Below are 16,353 nucleotides of genomic sequence, written 5' to 3' on the forward strand. Positions count from 1 at the left end.
ATTCCTCTATTTATTTAATATTGCAATAAGAAGTGCAATATCATTGTATGTAACTCCACTTATTCTACTTGCTTGTCCTATATTTTGTGGTTTAACATAACTAAGTCCTGATTTTGCAATGTTAGATAAACCCGTTACACTACTATAGTCAAAATTATCTGGAATTAACATATTTTCTAATTTTTTATAATTTTCTATTTGTTTTTCTTCTCTTTTTATAAATGCATCATATTTTGCATTTATTTCAACTTGTTCTTTTGTTAGTTTATCTAATTCTTTTACTTCAATAAACTCATGTAAATTATCATAATTTATTTCTTGCCTAGCTAAAAATTCATAAGCTGTATTGGGACTTGTCATAGCTGCATTTTCTTTTATTTTTGATAATTTTTCATTTGTTTCATTTGTTGGGTATATTTTAATACTTTTTAATCTTTTTATTTCTTCATCTATTTCTAATTTAACTTTTCTAAAATAACTAATAACTTCTTTTGGCATTATCCCAATTTCATCAGAGATTTCTAAAAGTCTTAAAAAAGTATTATCTTGTCTTAAACTTAGTCTATATTCTGCTCTTGATGGTAATACTCTATATGGCTCTGGTGTACTTTTATTTATTATATCATCTATCAATACCCCTATATATGCCTCACTTCTATCAATTACAATTTCTTTTTTGCCTTGAATTTTTCTAGCTGCATTAACTCCTGCTATAAAGCCTTGAGTTGCAGCTTCTTCATACCCACTTGTCCCATTTATAGTACCAGCAGTATATAGTCCTTCTATAACTTTTGATTCCATAGTATGTTTTAATTGGTATGATGGAATATAGTCATATTCTATAGCATAACCATATCTTAGTATCTTTGCATTTTCTAAACCTTTTATAGTATGCAGCATCTTCTCTTGTGCAAATGCTGGCATTGCTGTTGTGAATCCATTTACATATATTTCATCATTGTATTCACTTTCTTCTTCTAAAAATATTTGGTGATCATACTTATCAGGAAAGTTTAAAACTTTTCTATCTAAAGAAGGGCAATGTCTAGGTCCTTTCGTTCCTACAATTCCAGTAACTATAGGTGAATATTTTAAAAGTTCTTTTGCTACTTCTATAGTTTTTTTAGTTGTATAAGTTAGATAAGTTGGTCTTCCTTTATAGTTATTATTAACAGTTTCATATGAGAAAAATCTAGGGTCGGTATCGCTTTCTAATTTTTGTAGATTAGAAAAATCAATACTTTTTTTATCTATTCTAGGCGGTGTTGCTGTTTGGTATCTATCAAATTCTATACCATTTTCTTTTAATGATTTTGGTAAATCTACACTTGATTTTTCACCAGCACGACCACTTTTATACTTAACATCTCCTATTATATAGTAAGCATCTAAAAAAGTTCCTGTACAAAGTATTACTGCTTTTGCATAATATGTCATACCTAATTCATCTTTTATACCATAGACTTTTTTGTTTTCTATTAATAAATCAGTAATGGTCCCCTGTATTACAGATAAGTTTTCTTGCATTTCTAATTTTTCACGCATACTTAATCTATACTTTTCTTTATCTGCTTGGGCTCTTGTTATTCTTGCGGCTAGTCCTTTTGTATGGTTTAAATTTTTTAATTGTAAATTATTTTCATCAATAGTTTTAGACATTTGAGCACCTAATACACCAATTTCAGTAACTAAGTTACTTTTACCAGGCCCTCCTATACTAGGATTACAACTCATCAGTGCGATTTTATCTAAATATATTGTAAAAAGTGCTGTTTTTAATCCCAGTCTTGAGCTTGCAAATGCTGCTTCTATACCAGCGTGTCCTGCTCCTACAACTATAACATCAAAATTATTATCCATTTTGTCTCCATTTCTTGTTTTTATATTTATTTTATCACTTTATATTAACTTAGACAAATAAATTCTTTAAAAAACTAAAAAATGAATGTTGCTCTGTATAATTTTTTTGATTTAATGATTTTTCTAATTTTTCTACTAGCTTTTTCTGTTCTTGATTTAAGCCAACAGGAAGCTCTACTTTAAAAGTTACTATTTGACTACCTACATTACCTCTAAAGTTTAATCCTTTTGATCTTAGTGTTGTTTTTGTATTAGTTTGAGTACCTTCTTCTAGCTTGTATTTTTCTTTTCCATAAAGAGTAGGAATTTCAATTTCTTTACCTAGTATTGCATCTGTAAATTTAACTGGTACTTCTAGGTGAATATCTAATCCATTTCTTTTAAACATTTTATCTTCTTCAACATTTATTCTTAAGTATAAATCTCCAAATTCTCCACCACCTTGTGGATAATTACCTAGACTTCTAACTCTCATTCTAGTTTGATCTTCTATACCGCTTGGTATTTTAAATGTTTTTTCTATTTTTTCTTCCACATAAGCTAAACCTTGACAATTAGAACATTTTTCTTTTGCTACCTTCCCACTTGCCATACAATTATTACATTCTTCTGTTTGTTGTACTTGACCAAAAATTGAGTTTCTAACTTTTGTTACATATCCTCGTCCACTACACACATTACATGTTACAAACTCTTTATTTTTAGCTCCTGTTCCATCACAAACCGAACATTTTCCTTTTCTTGTATAGCTAACTTTTGCTTCATAATCAGATACTATATCTTTTAATTTTAAATTTATTCTATACTCTAAATCTTTTCCTCTAACTACCCTTTCATAATTTCTACTTTCGTATGAAGATGAAGAGCCTCCGAAAAATGAACTAAAAATATCAGAAAAATCAAATGAAGAACCATCAAATCCATTAAAACCTGAAAAGCCTTGACCTCCCATATTTCCGTTTTCAAATGCAGCATGACCATATGAGTCATACATTTGCTTTTTATTATCATCACTTAATACTTCATAAGCTTCTGAAATTTCTTTAAATTTAGCTTCAGCTTCTTTTTTATTATCTTGATTTAAATCAGGATGGTATTTTTTTGATAATTTTCTATATGCTTTTTTTATTTCATCTTTAGATGCCCCACGATTTAACTCAAGCACTTCATAATAATCTTTTTTTGCCATTATACTTTATTTCTCCTATTTTTTATAAGTAAATAATATGGGCAAGAGCTTTGCCCATATTCTATTAACCCTTTTTAGAAAATATCTTCGCTATTATATCTGTATGTAATGGATGATCTACTCCTATAGATTTAAACCAATCATCTAAGTCTTTATCATATCCAAAGTAAGCTTTTTCCACCAATTCTTTGTCATATTCATCTTCCATAGCAATATCTAATTTAGGTTTAGTATTTGTTTTAGAATTTTCTAAACTAGGTACTCCTAATGTCATTCCAATAGCTATTTCAGTATGTTCTGGGAGCTTAAATAATTTTTTCATTTCTTCTGGTTGTCTTAAAGCACCACCTATTATAGTAGAACCATATCCATAATTATGAGAAGCTATATTTATCGCATAAGTAATAATACCCGCATCAATTTTTGCCATTTGTTTCATAGCATCTAAATTACTTTCCATTTCAAGACCTTTTTTATCTAATACTGCTTTCACCTTATATAAATCAGTTACTAATAGGATAAATACATTAGAACTTGCAACTTGTGGTTGATTACCACAAAGTTTTGCAATTTCTTGTATTTTTTCTTTATCTCTTGTGTAAAGTATTGTAGTTAACTGAGCATTGAATGCGTTTGGTGTTCTTGTTGCTAAGTGTAATATATCTTTTAAATCTTCGTCTTTTACATTTTCATCTTTAAATTTTCTAATTGATTGTCTATCTAATATAGCTTTTCTTACATCCATTGTATTTTCTCCTTAGTTTACTATTTCTGGTTCTTCACTGTCATTTGAATTATTTGCATTTGTGTTTTGTTCTTGTGTTTTAGCTGCCTCTTGATAAACTCTTGTTGCAAAACCTTGAGCAACTTTAGCTACTTCATCGATTTTAGCTTTTATTTCACTTACATCTTCTGAATCTTTTACTTTTTTCAATTCTTCTAATGCCTTAGTTATATCTTCTTTTTCGTTTCCTTGTAATTTAGCTTCATTTTCTTTTAACATATCTTCAGTTGATATTAAAATTTGATCAGCTTGGTTTCTTACTTCAACTAATTCTTTGAATTTTTCATCTTCTTTTGCATTAGCTTCTGCCTCTTTTTTCATTCTTTCAATATCATCTTTTGTTAAGTTACTTGAACCTGATATTACTATAGAATTTTCTTTTCCTGTACCTTTATCTTTAGCTGATACATGTACTATACCATTTGTATCTATATCAAATGTAACTTCTATTTGAGGTATTCCTCTTTTTGCTGGTAATATTCCACCTAATGTAAATTCTCCTAATTTATGGTTATCAGCAGCTTTTGCTCTTTCACCTTGATATACAGCTATTCCAACTTCTGGTTGATTATCTACTGCAGTACTGAATACTTGTGATTTTTTAGTTGGTATAGTAGTGTTTTTATCTATTATTGCTGTAAATACTCCACCTAATGTTTCTATTCCTAATGATAATGGAGTTACGTCTAATAATAATACTCCTTTTACATCACCTTTTAATACTCCACCTTGTATAGCTGCTCCTGCTGCTACTACTTCATCTGGATTTATTCCTTTATTTGGTTCTTTACCAAAGTAATTTTTAACCCAATCTTGAACAGCTGGAATTCTAGTTGACCCTCCAACTAATAGTATTTCATCTATTTCACTTGGATTTAAACCTGCATCTTTTAATGCTATTGAAACTGGAGTTTTAGTTTGTTCTACTAAATCTTTAGTTATTTCATTAAATGCCGCTCTTGTTAATTTAGTTTCTAAGTGTTTAGGCCCTGTTGCATCTACTGTTATAAATGGTAGTGATACTTGTGTTTCTAATGTAGTAGATAATTTTTTCTTAGCATCTTCTGCTGCATCTTTCAATCTTTGATAAGCCATTTTATCATTTCTTAAATCTATACCATTTTCTTTTTTGAAGTTATCTGCTAACCAGTTTATTATCTTTTCGTCAAAGTTATCTCCACCTAAATGGTTATTACCATTAGTTGCTAATACTTCTACTACACCGTCTCCGATTTCTAGTATTGATACGTCAAATGTACCTCCACCTAAGTCAAACACTAATATTTTTTCATCTTTTTTCTTATCTAAACCATAAGCTAATGCTGCTGCTGTTGGTTCGTTTACAATTCTATCTACTTTTAATCCAGCAATTTCTCCTGCATCTTTTGTAGCTTGTCTTTGTGCATCTGTAAAGTATGCTGGTACTGTGATAACTGCTTCTGTTACAGTTTCTCCTAAATAGCTTTCAGCATCTTTTTTAAGTTTTTGTAAAATTTTAGCTGATATTTCTTGTGGAGTATATGCCTTACCATGTATATTTACTTTATAGTTTTCTCCCATATGAGTTTTAATTGAACTTACTGTTGATTCTGGTTGAGTTATTGCTTGTCTTTTTGCAATTGTACCAACTACAACTTCTCCATTATCTTTAATATTTACAACTGATGGTGTAGTTCTTTCTCCATCACTATTTGGTATTATTGTATAAGTTCCTCCATCCATTACTGCAACACATGAATTTGTTGTTCCTAAATCTATTCCTATTACTTTTGCCATATTAAATTCCCCCTATTATTTTTTATTTATTACAACCATTGCTGGTCTTATTACTTTACCTTTTAATTTATATCCTTTTTGTAATACTGATACTATTACATCATTTTCCATGTCTTCATTTGATACAGTACTTACTGCTTGATGAGAATATGGATCATATTTTTCATTTTCCGCAATAATTTCTTCTAGTCCTTCTTCTTTTAAGTATGTGATCATACCATTTTTTAACATTTCAAGACCTTCTAAAAGTGCATCCATATCATGATTTGATCTAGCAGACTGAGTTGCCATTGATAAAACATCTATGCTCTCAACTTGCTTCACTATTAAAGATTCGCAAGCATATTTTTTATACTCACTAAACTCTTTATCTTTTCTTTTTTTGTAGTTTTCAAAATCTGCTAATTTAATTGCATATTCTTTCTTCCACTCATTAATTTCAGCTTCTAGTTTTTCTATTTTATCTTCAAGGCTTTCTTCTTTTTCAACCTTATTTTCATCATTTATTATTTCTTCCACTTGCTCACTTATATTTTCTTCCATTTACACTCCTAACCTAATAACTTTATGCCCTGCATATATGATAGAGATTTTATTAGTATTTCGTTTACATATTGTAATTTTGCTATATTTTCTTTATAGTCCATTCTAGTTGAACCTACTATACAAATAGCTCCAAGTTCATTTTCATATTCAAACTTTGTGAATATTAAACTTAAATTTTCTAATTCCTTTATTCCTAAATCTGCACCAAATAACACATTTACTTCATATGTAGAAAATTTATCGTTTTCTATTATTGATTTTAAAATATTTTTAAAATTCTCTTTATCTTCTATAAACTTAAGACTTGATTCTAAATTTTCTAAATGTAATAACAATGATGTTTCATTTGCAATATGTAACTTAGTTGTATTATCACTTTCAAATCCTTCATCTAAACTCCCTATATTTAATAGAACTTGCTTTAACTCTACTAGACTATATCCATTTTCTTTTATTATGTTGTTTATATACTCACTTAATTTCTTTATTGTATACTCTGTCGTATAATTTTTTAAAATTAAATTTGCAGTTCTTACAACTCCAGATTCTGTTATAGCTACTATAAAGACTCTATTTTCATTTACATATACCATCTCTACTTTTTTTAATCTATTTTTTTCTAAAGATGGTTCTAAAGTAATTACTGTACTATTAGAAGATTTTGCTACTAATTCAGTAATTGCTTTTATTATACTACTTAATTGTTTACTTTTAAGTCCTTCAAAGGAATCAAAGCAGTCACTATACTCATCACATGAAATATACGGCATTATGTCATCGATATATTTTTTATACCCATCTTTTGTAGGAACTCTACCAGATGATGTATGAACTTTTTCTATAAGTCCCTTATCTTCTAAGTCTGCCATTGTATTTCTAATAGTAGCTGAAGATACTCCAACATCGTATTTTTTCTCTATTGTTCTAGAGCCTACACTTTCACCCGTTTTAATATAGTGTGCAATTATTGTGTATAATATTTGTTTTTCTCTATCATTCATATTCACACCTCTTGTTAGCACTCTTTATCGTCTATTGCTAATAGTATAATACTACTTTATTTTTACTTTGTCAAGAGATTAAAAAAAGAATCTACTAAATCTAGTAAATTCTCTTGTTTTCTAATAATATTCTTCTAATTCTTCTGTTGTCATATTCATTACTTCATCAACTGATTTACCAGCAACTAATGCTCTTACTTCTTGCCCTGTTATTGTTTCTTTTGCTCTAACTAGACTTGCTATTCTATCAAGTGCTTCTAAGTTTTGTTTCATTAGTTCTACTGTCATTTCATATCTTTCTTTTAATATTTTACGAACTTCTAAATCAATCTCACGATTTGTTTCTGAACTTATAATATTTTTATATGATTCTTGGCTATCTACCATGTTTATAGGCCCTAAGCTACTCATACCATAATATCTGACATAAGCTTCTGCTCTTCTTGTGGCATTTTCTATATCTGAACTAGCTCCAGTACTAATATCTCCCATTACTAATTCCTCTGCAACTCTACCACCAAAGCTTACCATTATTTCTTCTAATATCTTATTTTTTGAAACATACATCTCATCTTTTGGTAGAGGCATCATATATCCACCTGCATTACCACGAGGTATTATAGTTAGTTTATGAACTTTATCAGCATTTGGTAGTAGTGAAGCCATTAGTGCATGTCCACCTTCATGATAAGCTGTTAGTTTTAAATCATATTCACTTATCTTTTTACCTCTTCTACCTATACCCATTCCTATTTTATCTACTGCTTCATCAAGATCTTTCATAGTTATTTCTTCTCTATTTTCTCTTACAGCTAATATCGCAGCTTCATTTAAAATATTTGCTAAATCTGCTCCAACATAACCAGGTGTTATTTTAGCTATATCTTCTAATTTGACATCTTGACTTAATTTTTTACCTTTAGCATGTACTTTAAGTATTTCTTCTCTTGCTTTTAAATCTGGCGCTGATACAGTTATTTTTCTATCAAATCTTCCCGATCTTAAAAGTGCTTTATCTAATACATCTTCTCTATTTGTTGCAGCTATTACTATTATTTGAGTATCAGTATCAAATCCGTCCATTTCAACTAGTAATTGGTTTAGAGTTTGTTCTCTTTCCTCATTACCTCCAGATCTACCTTCTCCTCTTTTTCTACCAATAGCATCTATTTCATCTATAAAAATAATTGCTGGTTTAGATTTTTTAGCTTCATCAAATAAATCTCTTACACGAGAAGCTCCAACCCCTACATACATTTCAACAAATTCTGATCCAGATATATTGAAAAAACTTGCTCCACTTTCACCTGCAACTGCTTTTGCTAATAGTGTTTTACCCGTACCAGGTTCACCTACTAACATAACCCCTTTTGGAACTCTAGCACCTGCTTTAGAAAATTTAGTTGGATCTTTTAAAAAGTCTACTACTTCTTCTAATTCTTTTTTCTCTTCATCCAGTCCTGCTATATCTTTAAAATTTACATTTGGTTTTTCTTTAAGTCTTGCTTTTGCTTTACCCATTGTAAACGGATTTACTCCACCTTGACCTCCACCCATAATTCTTCTGCTTATAAACATAAATAAAGCAATTAATATTATCATAGGTAATATATTTAAAATTATCTGTACTATTATAGAGCTTGCGTAACTATTAACTGCTTTTAATTCAACATTTTTATCTTGAATTACTTTCATAATAGTTGTATCATCACCTATTCTATTAGTAATCTTTTTAGTTTCATACTCTAATTTAGCATCTATTGCTTTTCCATATATGTTATCTTCTTTTTCATATACTTCAGAAATATCACCTTGTTTTAGTTTTTCGATAAAATTAGTATAAGTAACCTCTTTTACAGAATTGTTGCTTATTCTATTTCCAAAGAAATAGTATGCAGATAATACTATTAAAAATATAGCTAAGAAAAATGTTAGACTTGATATATTAGGTTTTTTACCACCATTTCTTCTTTTTAATTCTTCAACTTTTTTTCTAAAAGCCTCTTCTTCTTCATCTTCTATATCTTTTTTTTCTTCTTTTTTTTCTTCTAACTTTTCTTCTTTATTTTCTTCTTTTTGTTCTTCTAACTTTTCTTTTTCGTTTTCGTTATTCTCCACTCTTATCCTCCTTTTTTATGACAAGATAATTTGAGTTCTTTTTTATATCTCTCGTAATTTTTTTAGAATATTTAAGATCTCCCACAGCTAAAATTCCTATATTAGAATCTATTATAGGGATCTTATTTTTTTTAATACTATCTACTTTTAGCTTTATTAGTATATCTTTTAGCTTTTTATTATCTAAATAATCGGCATTTTTTCTACTTCTTATTATAAGTTTATCTATGTCTTTTATATTATATATATTATATTCTTTTTTTTCAAGATAGCTGTAAATTTTATTATATTCTAATAAAGCTATACTATATCCATTTATACTAATTTTTTCATTTAATAGAATAGTTTTTTCGAATTCTTTTTTTTCAATTTCTTTTCTGTCTAAAATATCAAAAAAATTATATGAACTATACCAAACATACTTATTATTAAGATTTATTATTTTCCCATTTTTATTTTCTATACTTAATATTTCATCTATTTTGTTTGAACTAATATCAACATCAAACTCTTTTAATCTTTTTGAAATCTTTTCTTTTTTTAAAAATTCATCTGAATTTAGATTTTCAATAAGCCTATCAATATTATCTAAAAAATTTTCATTTATATCCTTCATTATTGGAAAAATTAAATTTCTTATCTTATTTCTACTATACTTATTTTCATGATTTGTGTAATCAATTCTATATTCAATATTGTTTTCTTCTAAATATTTTAATATATCCTCTTTTTTATCATCTAATATTGGCCTTATTATATTCCCTCTTTTTTTAGGAATCCCTTTTAAACCTTCTAGTGATGTTCCCCTTATCATTCTAAATATTATAGTTTCTACATTATCATTTTTATTATGACCTGTTGCTATATATTCAAAACCATTTTCTAGCCTTACTTTTTCTAGTATATTATACCTTAACTCTCTAGCTTTATCCTCAGAAAAGTTATCTAGCTTAATATCTTCTATTTTATAAAAAAGATTTTCTTTTTTAGAAAAGTTTAGAACAAATTCTATATCTTTATCTACATCTAATCTCACATTATGATTAACATAGCAAATACCTAAATCATGTCCTTCTTTTTTTAATTTATGGTATAAATATACTGAATCCGGACCACAAGAAAAAGCAATTAAAATTTTACTCATTTACTTTAAATCTCCCAGTTTATTTATTTTAACACCTTTATAATAGTATTTTATTATTTTTTTATAGTCATAATTTTTTTCATTAGCTAAATATTTAGCTCCCCATTGACTCATACCAACATTATGTCCATTACCTTTTCCTCTAATATATACATAATTTCCTATCTGCTTCATTTTGAAATTATTACTAGGAACATTTTTATTAGTTAAAGTTCTTCTTATAACATTTTTATTTAGATATGGTATTCTAGAATATGACATTTTAAACTTTTTCTCTAAATCCTTTAACTTTATCTTGTATTCCCATTTTTTAGAATTACTATAATCAGTTACACTTTGTAGATACGGTACTTCTTTATTAAAAACTTCTAGCGCTGATTTGGTTCTATCACCAGAACTTGAATGATAAAGTGCTAAAATCGGTACATTTTGATAAGTAATCACTTCATCTTTAGTTAAATCAACTGCTTTTATAACCTGTTTTTTTTCATTTCTCATACCACGATAAACTTGTGATAAATCAGAATCAAATATATCAAAACCAACATTTTTGTTGTTTTTTATAGTATTTATTGCATAAGTTCTTGCAGCTAAACTTTGTGCTTTTAGTGCTTCTAATCCAAAATATACAGGCATTTCTGCAGACACTACTGAGTATAGATAATCTTCTAATCCAACTTCATTTATTACATCTTTATTTTCCAATCTATATACTTTACCTCTATAAGGATTATTATTTACATAATATACTCCATTAACTTTTTTTATTACTGGATTATCGTAACTTAACTTTACTTTTATACTCATCCCATGTATTTCAGGATCATCAACTTCTTTTTTTAATTTAAAAATAATGCTCTCTAAATTTATACTCTCTTTTACTATTAAATTTCTTGTGCTCGTATCTTCTATTCAGAAAACACAACAAAAGAAAATAATAATGCTATAAAAGCTAATACTTTTCTCATTTTCATTTAATATGACCACTTTCTTTACGTTTTTTTAAATGTTCTTTATGCGTCTTAGAATAATATGTTTTTTTATTATATGTGAAAAAATATAAATAATTTGTTTTAATAGGATTAATACTAGCCTCTATACTCTCACTTGATGGATTTGATATTGGACTTGGGGGCAATCCCTTATATTTATATGTATTGTATAAAGAAGTATTTTCTAATAATTCTTTTTTAGAAACTTTTTCATCTAATATATATCCTAATGTTGCATCTGATTGTAGCATCATATTTTTATTTAACCTATTATGAAAAACACTTGATATATATTTTTTTTCTTTATCATTATCTATTTCTTTTTCAATAATTGACGCTATTTTTATTATATCATAAAATTTATTTTTATCATATTTTGATGGAGGATATTTTTCTAAAAATTCTTTTAAAATTTTATCAAGTATTTCATATGCGCTCTCATCGCTTGAAAAATAGTAAGTGTCTGGGTATAGATATCCTTCGAATATTTCATTATGTGGATAATAAAAATCATATCCGCTCATAGCTTTTAACATATCTTTTTTGTTAGCCAGTCCCAAACTATCTATTCTTTCTATTACTTTCTCTGAAGTAAATCCCTCGGGAATTGTTAAGCTTATATTATTAAATTTTGGATTTTTTAAACTTTTTAATATTTCTTGTTTACTCATATTACTAAAAAATTCAACATTTCCAGATTTTATATACCTATCTTCTTTTGTTACATAAAAGTAAAATTTATCTTCTATACCATAGTTTAAGCTTAATTCTTTGTATATACTACTTATACTCTCATTTTTTGATACAAATACTTTTTTACCTTTTACATTCTGTTTTTTTATAGTAATATTATATATTCCACTAATAAAAAATACAAAACATAGTATTATAGTATATTTAAACAATTTAATTATTAATTTCATCTTACTAACTATTATCTCCAACTAAAAACTTAACAAATCCGTATTTTATTTCTTCATAAAACACTATTTTTAAAATAGATAGTATAATAGGTCCTATTAAGACTCCTATTAGTCCAAAAAATCTCATTCCTAAATATATAGCTATTAAAGCAACTAAAGGGTGCATCTTAGCTCCTCCACTAATTAACTTAGGTTCTAATATTTGTCTTGTTGCCCATATCATAAAAGATAGCACTAATATCAATGTCCCAAATAAATAGTTAGAGTTTATAAAGCTAATTATACTCCAAGGTACCATTACCGCTACTGCACCTACTAACGGAAGTGCATCCACAATACAAATCACAAAAGCATATAGTAGTATGTATTCTATATCATGAGTTATTAGGTTTATTATAGAAAAACCTATAAAAAGTTCTACAAAGCAAAGTAAAATAAGTTTTATTTGTGCTTTAATATATACAACTAATACATTTAAAACCCCTTCTTTTATTTCTTTATATTTTTTTAACCAAGATGATGGTACTTGTTTTTTTAAAAATTCTTCTATTTCGTTTTCATCACTTATTATTATAAAGGATGAAATTATCATTATGATTATAAATATAAGTATATTTGGAACTCTTTTTATAATAGAAAGTATTATACTTATTGTATTTAGCACATACTTACTTACAAAGCTAACTATTCTTTCAAGCAAGCTAGTTATGTATTCTCCCATTGATTTTGGTATATATTCTGAATTTATACTAGCCAAAAATTTCTTTACTTCACTTAAAACTATGTTTTGGTTATCTAAAATATATAAACTAAACTTGTATCCTTCAATAATGATACTGACTATTGCCCAAACTATAAGGGCTCCTATAGTTAGATAAAAAATTAGTAGCACTAATATTTTTACAACATTATTGTCAATTTTTAACTTATTTTTTATAAATTTAATTATTGGATTTACCATAGCAACTATTGCTAGTGAAAAAACAAAAGGTAATAAATAGATACTTATTTTAAAAACTAAAAATAGTAATATTAAAACAGATACTACATAAAATATACCATTAAACTTTTTTATATTAAATTCTCCCACTTTATTCTCCTAACATTTTTTTTAAATATTTTCCTGTATATGATAGCTCATTTTCACAGATTTTTTCAGGTGTACCATATGCTATAATTTGTCCACCATTGTCTCCACCTTCAGGCCCCATATCTACAATATAGTCTGCTGATTTTATTACATCTAAGTTATGTTCTATAACTATTACAGTATTCCCTTTATCGACTAAAGAATTTAAAACACTTAGTAATTTTTTTACATCCTCAAAATGAAGTCCTGTTGTTGGTTCATCTAATATGTATATACTATCTCCACTACTTATTCTACTTAATTCTGATGCTAGCTTTATTCTTTGTGCTTCTCCTCCTGATAAACTAGTTGAGCTTTGACCTAAACTTATATAGTCCATACCAACATCTATTAGTGTTTTTAATTTTCTATTTATACTAGGTATTTTTTCAAAGAAATTATATGCTTCTAAAACTGACATATTTAAAACATCAGATATATCATACCCTTTATATTTAACTTCCAGTGTTTCTTTATTATATCTTTTTCCATTACAAACATCACATTTCACATAAACATCTGGCAAGAAATTCATTTCTATTTTAATAATACCAGCTCCACTACATGTTTCACATCTTCCACCTTTAATATTAAATGAAAATCTACCTTTTTTGTACCCTTTCATTTTTGCATCTTTAGTTTCAGAAAATAGATCTCTAATATCATCAAAAACTCCAGTATATGTTGCTGTATTTGATCTTGGTGTTCTTCCTATTGGACTTTGATCTATATCTATGATTTTTTTAATATCTTCATAATTACTTATACTTTTATACTCTAGTGGATACATTTTGCTTTTATATACTTTCTCCATTAGTGCTGGATAAAGTGTAGAATTTATTAAAGTTGATTTCCCACTTCCAGATACTCCACTTATACAAGTAAATACTTTTTTAGGGATTTTTAAATTAACATTTTTTAAATTATTTCCACTACATGATTTAATTTCTAAATAGTCATTTGATTTTCTTCTTTTTTTAGGTACTTGTATTTTCTCAATCCCACTTAAATATTTACCAGTTAAAGATTTAGGGTTTCCCATAAGCTCTTTAGGTGTTCCCATTGCAACTATATTTCCACCATAAATACCTGCATTTGGTCCTATATCTATTAAATAGTCTGATTCTTTCATAGTATCTTCATCATGTTCTACTACAATTAAAGTGTTTCCTATTTCTTTTAATTCTTTTAAAGTAGCTAATAGTCTATCATTATCTCTTTGATGAAGACCAATACTTGGCTCATCTAGTACATAAATAACACCTGTTAGCTTACTTCCTATTTGTGTTGCTAATCTTATTCTTTGTGATTCTCCACCTGATAATGTTTTAGTAGCTCTTGATAAACTTAAGTAATCAAGACCTACATTTATCATAAATGAAATTCTTTCTTTTATTTCTTTTAATATTTCTTTTGATATGTATATTTCTTTTTCACTTAGTTTTAAATTATCAAAAAACTCATATGCTTTTTTTATATTTTCTTTTGTTACATCTATTATATTTTTATCATTTATTGTAATATTTAAAACTATCTCATTTAATCTATCTCCATTACAACTAGAACATATGATTTCTGTCATATACTTATTTTCTAATTCCTCTAGTAATGTTTCACTAAATACATCTTTTGACATATATCTTTTTTTAGCTAATCCATAAATACCCTCAAAAGTTTTTTTCCCATTATATTTATACTCTTTTGTATTTATATTAAAATTAAACTTATTAGAATTACCGTATAATAGAGTTTCTCTTTCTTTCTCATTTAATTCATTATATGTTTTATCTTTATCTATATTATTAGCTTTTAAAAAAGATAAAAACAAATGATAAGTCCAAGAATTTTTAGAAGTTCCTCCGCTAATATATACTCCACCATCTGATATTTTTTTATTCTCATCTAGAATTAGTTTTTTGGGATCTACTTCTAGACTACTACCTAAACCATTACACAAACTACATGCTCCAAATGGGGCATTAAATGAAAATAGCCTAGGAACTACTTCAGGAAATACTATATCTTCATGATTTACACAAATATATCTTTCTGAGTATTCTGATATTTCTTTATTTATTTGTATAGCTACTCCTCCATCAGTTAATTTTGATGCTATTTCTATAGAATCCGCTATTCTTGATTCTTGTTCTTCATCATCTTTTTTTACTAATATTCTATCTATTATTGCATATATATCATGTCTTTTATTTTTATCTAATTCAATTTCTTCATCTAAATCTAAAACTAGCGAATCAACTAACACTCTTTGGTATCCTTGTTTTTTCAAGTTAGCAAATACATTTTTAAATGCACCTTTTTTATCTTTTGCAATTCTTGCCATTATTATTAATTTATCTTTTTCATTGGTCTTTTTTATTATTTCTTCTTTTATTTCACTTAATGAAGTTTTTTGTACCTTTGATTTACAAATAGGACAATGAACTATACCAATATTCGCCCATAATAGTCTCATATAGTCATATATTTCTGTCATTGTAGCTACTGTTGATCTTGGATTTTTTGATACACTTTTTTGTTCAATAGATATTGCAGGCGATAGGCCTTCTATACTATCTACTTCAGGTTTTTTTACTTGAGATATGAACTGTCTTGCATAAGCACTTAGACTTTCTACATATCTTCTTTGTCCTTCAGAATAAATGGTATCAAAAGCAAGGCTAGATTTCCCACTACCCGATACTCCAGTTATTACTACCATCTTATTTTTAGGTATATCCAGAGAAATATTTTTTAGATTATTTTCTCTAGCACCTCTAATTTTTATATATTCTTGCATAACACACCTTCCTAAGTTATTATATCATATCAAATAATTTGTGTACATAAAAAAGCCACTCTTACCCTAATTTTAGGATAATTATGGCTTTTTT

Annotated in this window: 12 protein-coding genes; all 12 read right to left on the minus strand. The window is 27.2% G+C overall.

The annotated features are described in order from the left end of the window. Nucleotides 1–6 precede the first annotated feature (6 nt). Nucleotides 7–1,860 carry a tRNA uridine-5-carboxymethylaminomethyl(34) synthesis enzyme MnmG gene (gene mnmG / locus OMES3154_RS05490; RefSeq protein ID WP_156683784.1) on the minus strand — a complete coding sequence of 618 codons (1,854 nt, stop codon included), beginning with the start codon at nucleotides 1,858–1,860 and terminating at the stop codon, nucleotides 7–9. A 49-nt stretch (nucleotides 1,861–1,909) separates the two neighbouring features. Further along, on the minus strand, nucleotides 1,910–3,049 hold the full coding sequence (gene dnaJ / locus OMES3154_RS05495; protein WP_156683785.1) for a molecular chaperone DnaJ: 1,140 nt from the start codon (nucleotides 3,047–3,049) through the stop codon (nucleotides 1,910–1,912). Between the two features lie 64 nt (nucleotides 3,050–3,113). Then, nucleotides 3,114–3,794, minus strand: a complete 681-nt coding sequence (locus tag OMES3154_RS05500; protein ID WP_156683786.1) for a nitroreductase family protein — start codon at nucleotides 3,792–3,794, stop codon at nucleotides 3,114–3,116. A gap of 12 nt (nucleotides 3,795–3,806) precedes the next feature. Then, nucleotides 3,807–5,609 carry a molecular chaperone DnaK gene (gene dnaK, locus OMES3154_RS05505; protein WP_156683787.1) on the minus strand — a complete coding sequence of 601 codons (1,803 nt, stop codon included), beginning with the start codon at nucleotides 5,607–5,609 and terminating at the stop codon, nucleotides 3,807–3,809. A gap of 15 nt (nucleotides 5,610–5,624) precedes the next feature. Further along, nucleotides 5,625–6,152, minus strand: a complete 528-nt coding sequence (grpE, locus tag OMES3154_RS05510; protein ID WP_156683788.1) for a nucleotide exchange factor GrpE — start codon at nucleotides 6,150–6,152, stop codon at nucleotides 5,625–5,627. Nucleotides 6,153–6,160: 8 nt separating this feature from the next. Next, on the minus strand, nucleotides 6,161–7,156 hold the full coding sequence (gene hrcA / locus OMES3154_RS05515; protein WP_156683789.1) for a heat-inducible transcriptional repressor HrcA: 996 nt from the start codon (nucleotides 7,154–7,156) through the stop codon (nucleotides 6,161–6,163). 120 nt (nucleotides 7,157–7,276) lie between these two features. Further along, complete coding sequence (gene ftsH / locus OMES3154_RS05520; protein WP_231679274.1) at nucleotides 7,277–9,274, minus strand: ATP-dependent zinc metalloprotease FtsH; 1,998 nt, start codon at nucleotides 9,272–9,274, stop codon at nucleotides 7,277–7,279. Further along, the gene (gene tilS / locus OMES3154_RS05525; protein WP_156683791.1) at nucleotides 9,264–10,418 is read right to left on the minus strand and encodes a tRNA lysidine(34) synthetase TilS; all 1,155 of its coding nucleotides are present in this window, start codon (nucleotides 10,416–10,418) and stop codon (nucleotides 9,264–9,266) included. The genes ftsH and tilS overlap by 11 nt, the downstream gene beginning before the upstream one ends. Further along, nucleotides 10,419–11,225, minus strand: coding sequence for a SpoIID/LytB domain-containing protein (locus tag OMES3154_RS05530; protein WP_156683792.1), 807 nt, complete (start codon nucleotides 11,223–11,225; stop codon nucleotides 10,419–10,421). Nucleotides 11,226–11,388: 163 nt separating this feature from the next. After that, the gene (mltG, locus tag OMES3154_RS05535; protein WP_156683793.1) at nucleotides 11,389–12,333 is read right to left on the minus strand and encodes an endolytic transglycosylase MltG; all 945 of its coding nucleotides are present in this window, start codon (nucleotides 12,331–12,333) and stop codon (nucleotides 11,389–11,391) included. A gap of 4 nt (nucleotides 12,334–12,337) precedes the next feature. Next, complete coding sequence (gene ytvI / locus OMES3154_RS05540) at nucleotides 12,338–13,423, minus strand: sporulation integral membrane protein YtvI (protein ID WP_156683794.1); 1,086 nt, start codon at nucleotides 13,421–13,423, stop codon at nucleotides 12,338–12,340. A gap of 1 nt (nucleotide 13,424) precedes the next feature. After that, nucleotides 13,425–16,259 carry an excinuclease ABC subunit UvrA gene (gene uvrA, locus OMES3154_RS05545; protein ID WP_156683795.1) on the minus strand — a complete coding sequence of 945 codons (2,835 nt, stop codon included), beginning with the start codon at nucleotides 16,257–16,259 and terminating at the stop codon, nucleotides 13,425–13,427. Nucleotides 16,260–16,353: the final 94 nt, after the last annotated feature.

It is taken from the genome of Oceanivirga miroungae (assembly GCF_902505095.1).
GTDB classification, from domain to species: domain Bacteria; phylum Fusobacteriota; class Fusobacteriia; order Fusobacteriales; family Leptotrichiaceae; genus Oceanivirga; species Oceanivirga miroungae.

Excerpts from the sequence above, each read along its gene's own strand:
- mnmG (WP_156683784.1), bottom strand. The coding sequence starts at position 1,860 with ATGGATAATAATTTTGATGTTATAGTTGTAGGAGCAGGACACGCTGGT.
- dnaJ (WP_156683785.1), bottom strand. The coding sequence starts at position 3,049 with ATGGCAAAAAAAGATTATTATGAAGTGCTTGAGTTAAATCGTGGGGCA.
- OMES3154_RS05500 (WP_156683786.1), bottom strand. The coding sequence starts at position 3,794 with ATGGATGTAAGAAAAGCTATATTAGATAGACAATCAATTAGAAAATTT.
- dnaK (WP_156683787.1), bottom strand. The coding sequence starts at position 5,609 with ATGGCAAAAGTAATAGGAATAGATTTAGGAACAACAAATTCATGTGTT.
- grpE (WP_156683788.1), bottom strand. The coding sequence starts at position 6,152 with ATGGAAGAAAATATAAGTGAGCAAGTGGAAGAAATAATAAATGATGAA.
- hrcA (WP_156683789.1), bottom strand. The coding sequence starts at position 7,156 with ATGAATGATAGAGAAAAACAAATATTATACACAATAATTGCACACTAT.
- tilS (WP_156683791.1), bottom strand. The coding sequence starts at position 10,418 with ATGAGTAAAATTTTAATTGCTTTTTCTTGTGGTCCGGATTCAGTATAT.
- OMES3154_RS05530 (WP_156683792.1), bottom strand. The coding sequence starts at position 11,225 with ATGAGTATAAAAGTAAAGTTAAGTTACGATAATCCAGTAATAAAAAAA.
- mltG (WP_156683793.1), bottom strand. The coding sequence starts at position 12,333 with ATGAAATTAATAATTAAATTGTTTAAATATACTATAATACTATGTTTT.
- uvrA (WP_156683795.1), bottom strand. The coding sequence starts at position 16,259 with ATGCAAGAATATATAAAAATTAGAGGTGCTAGAGAAAATAATCTAAAA.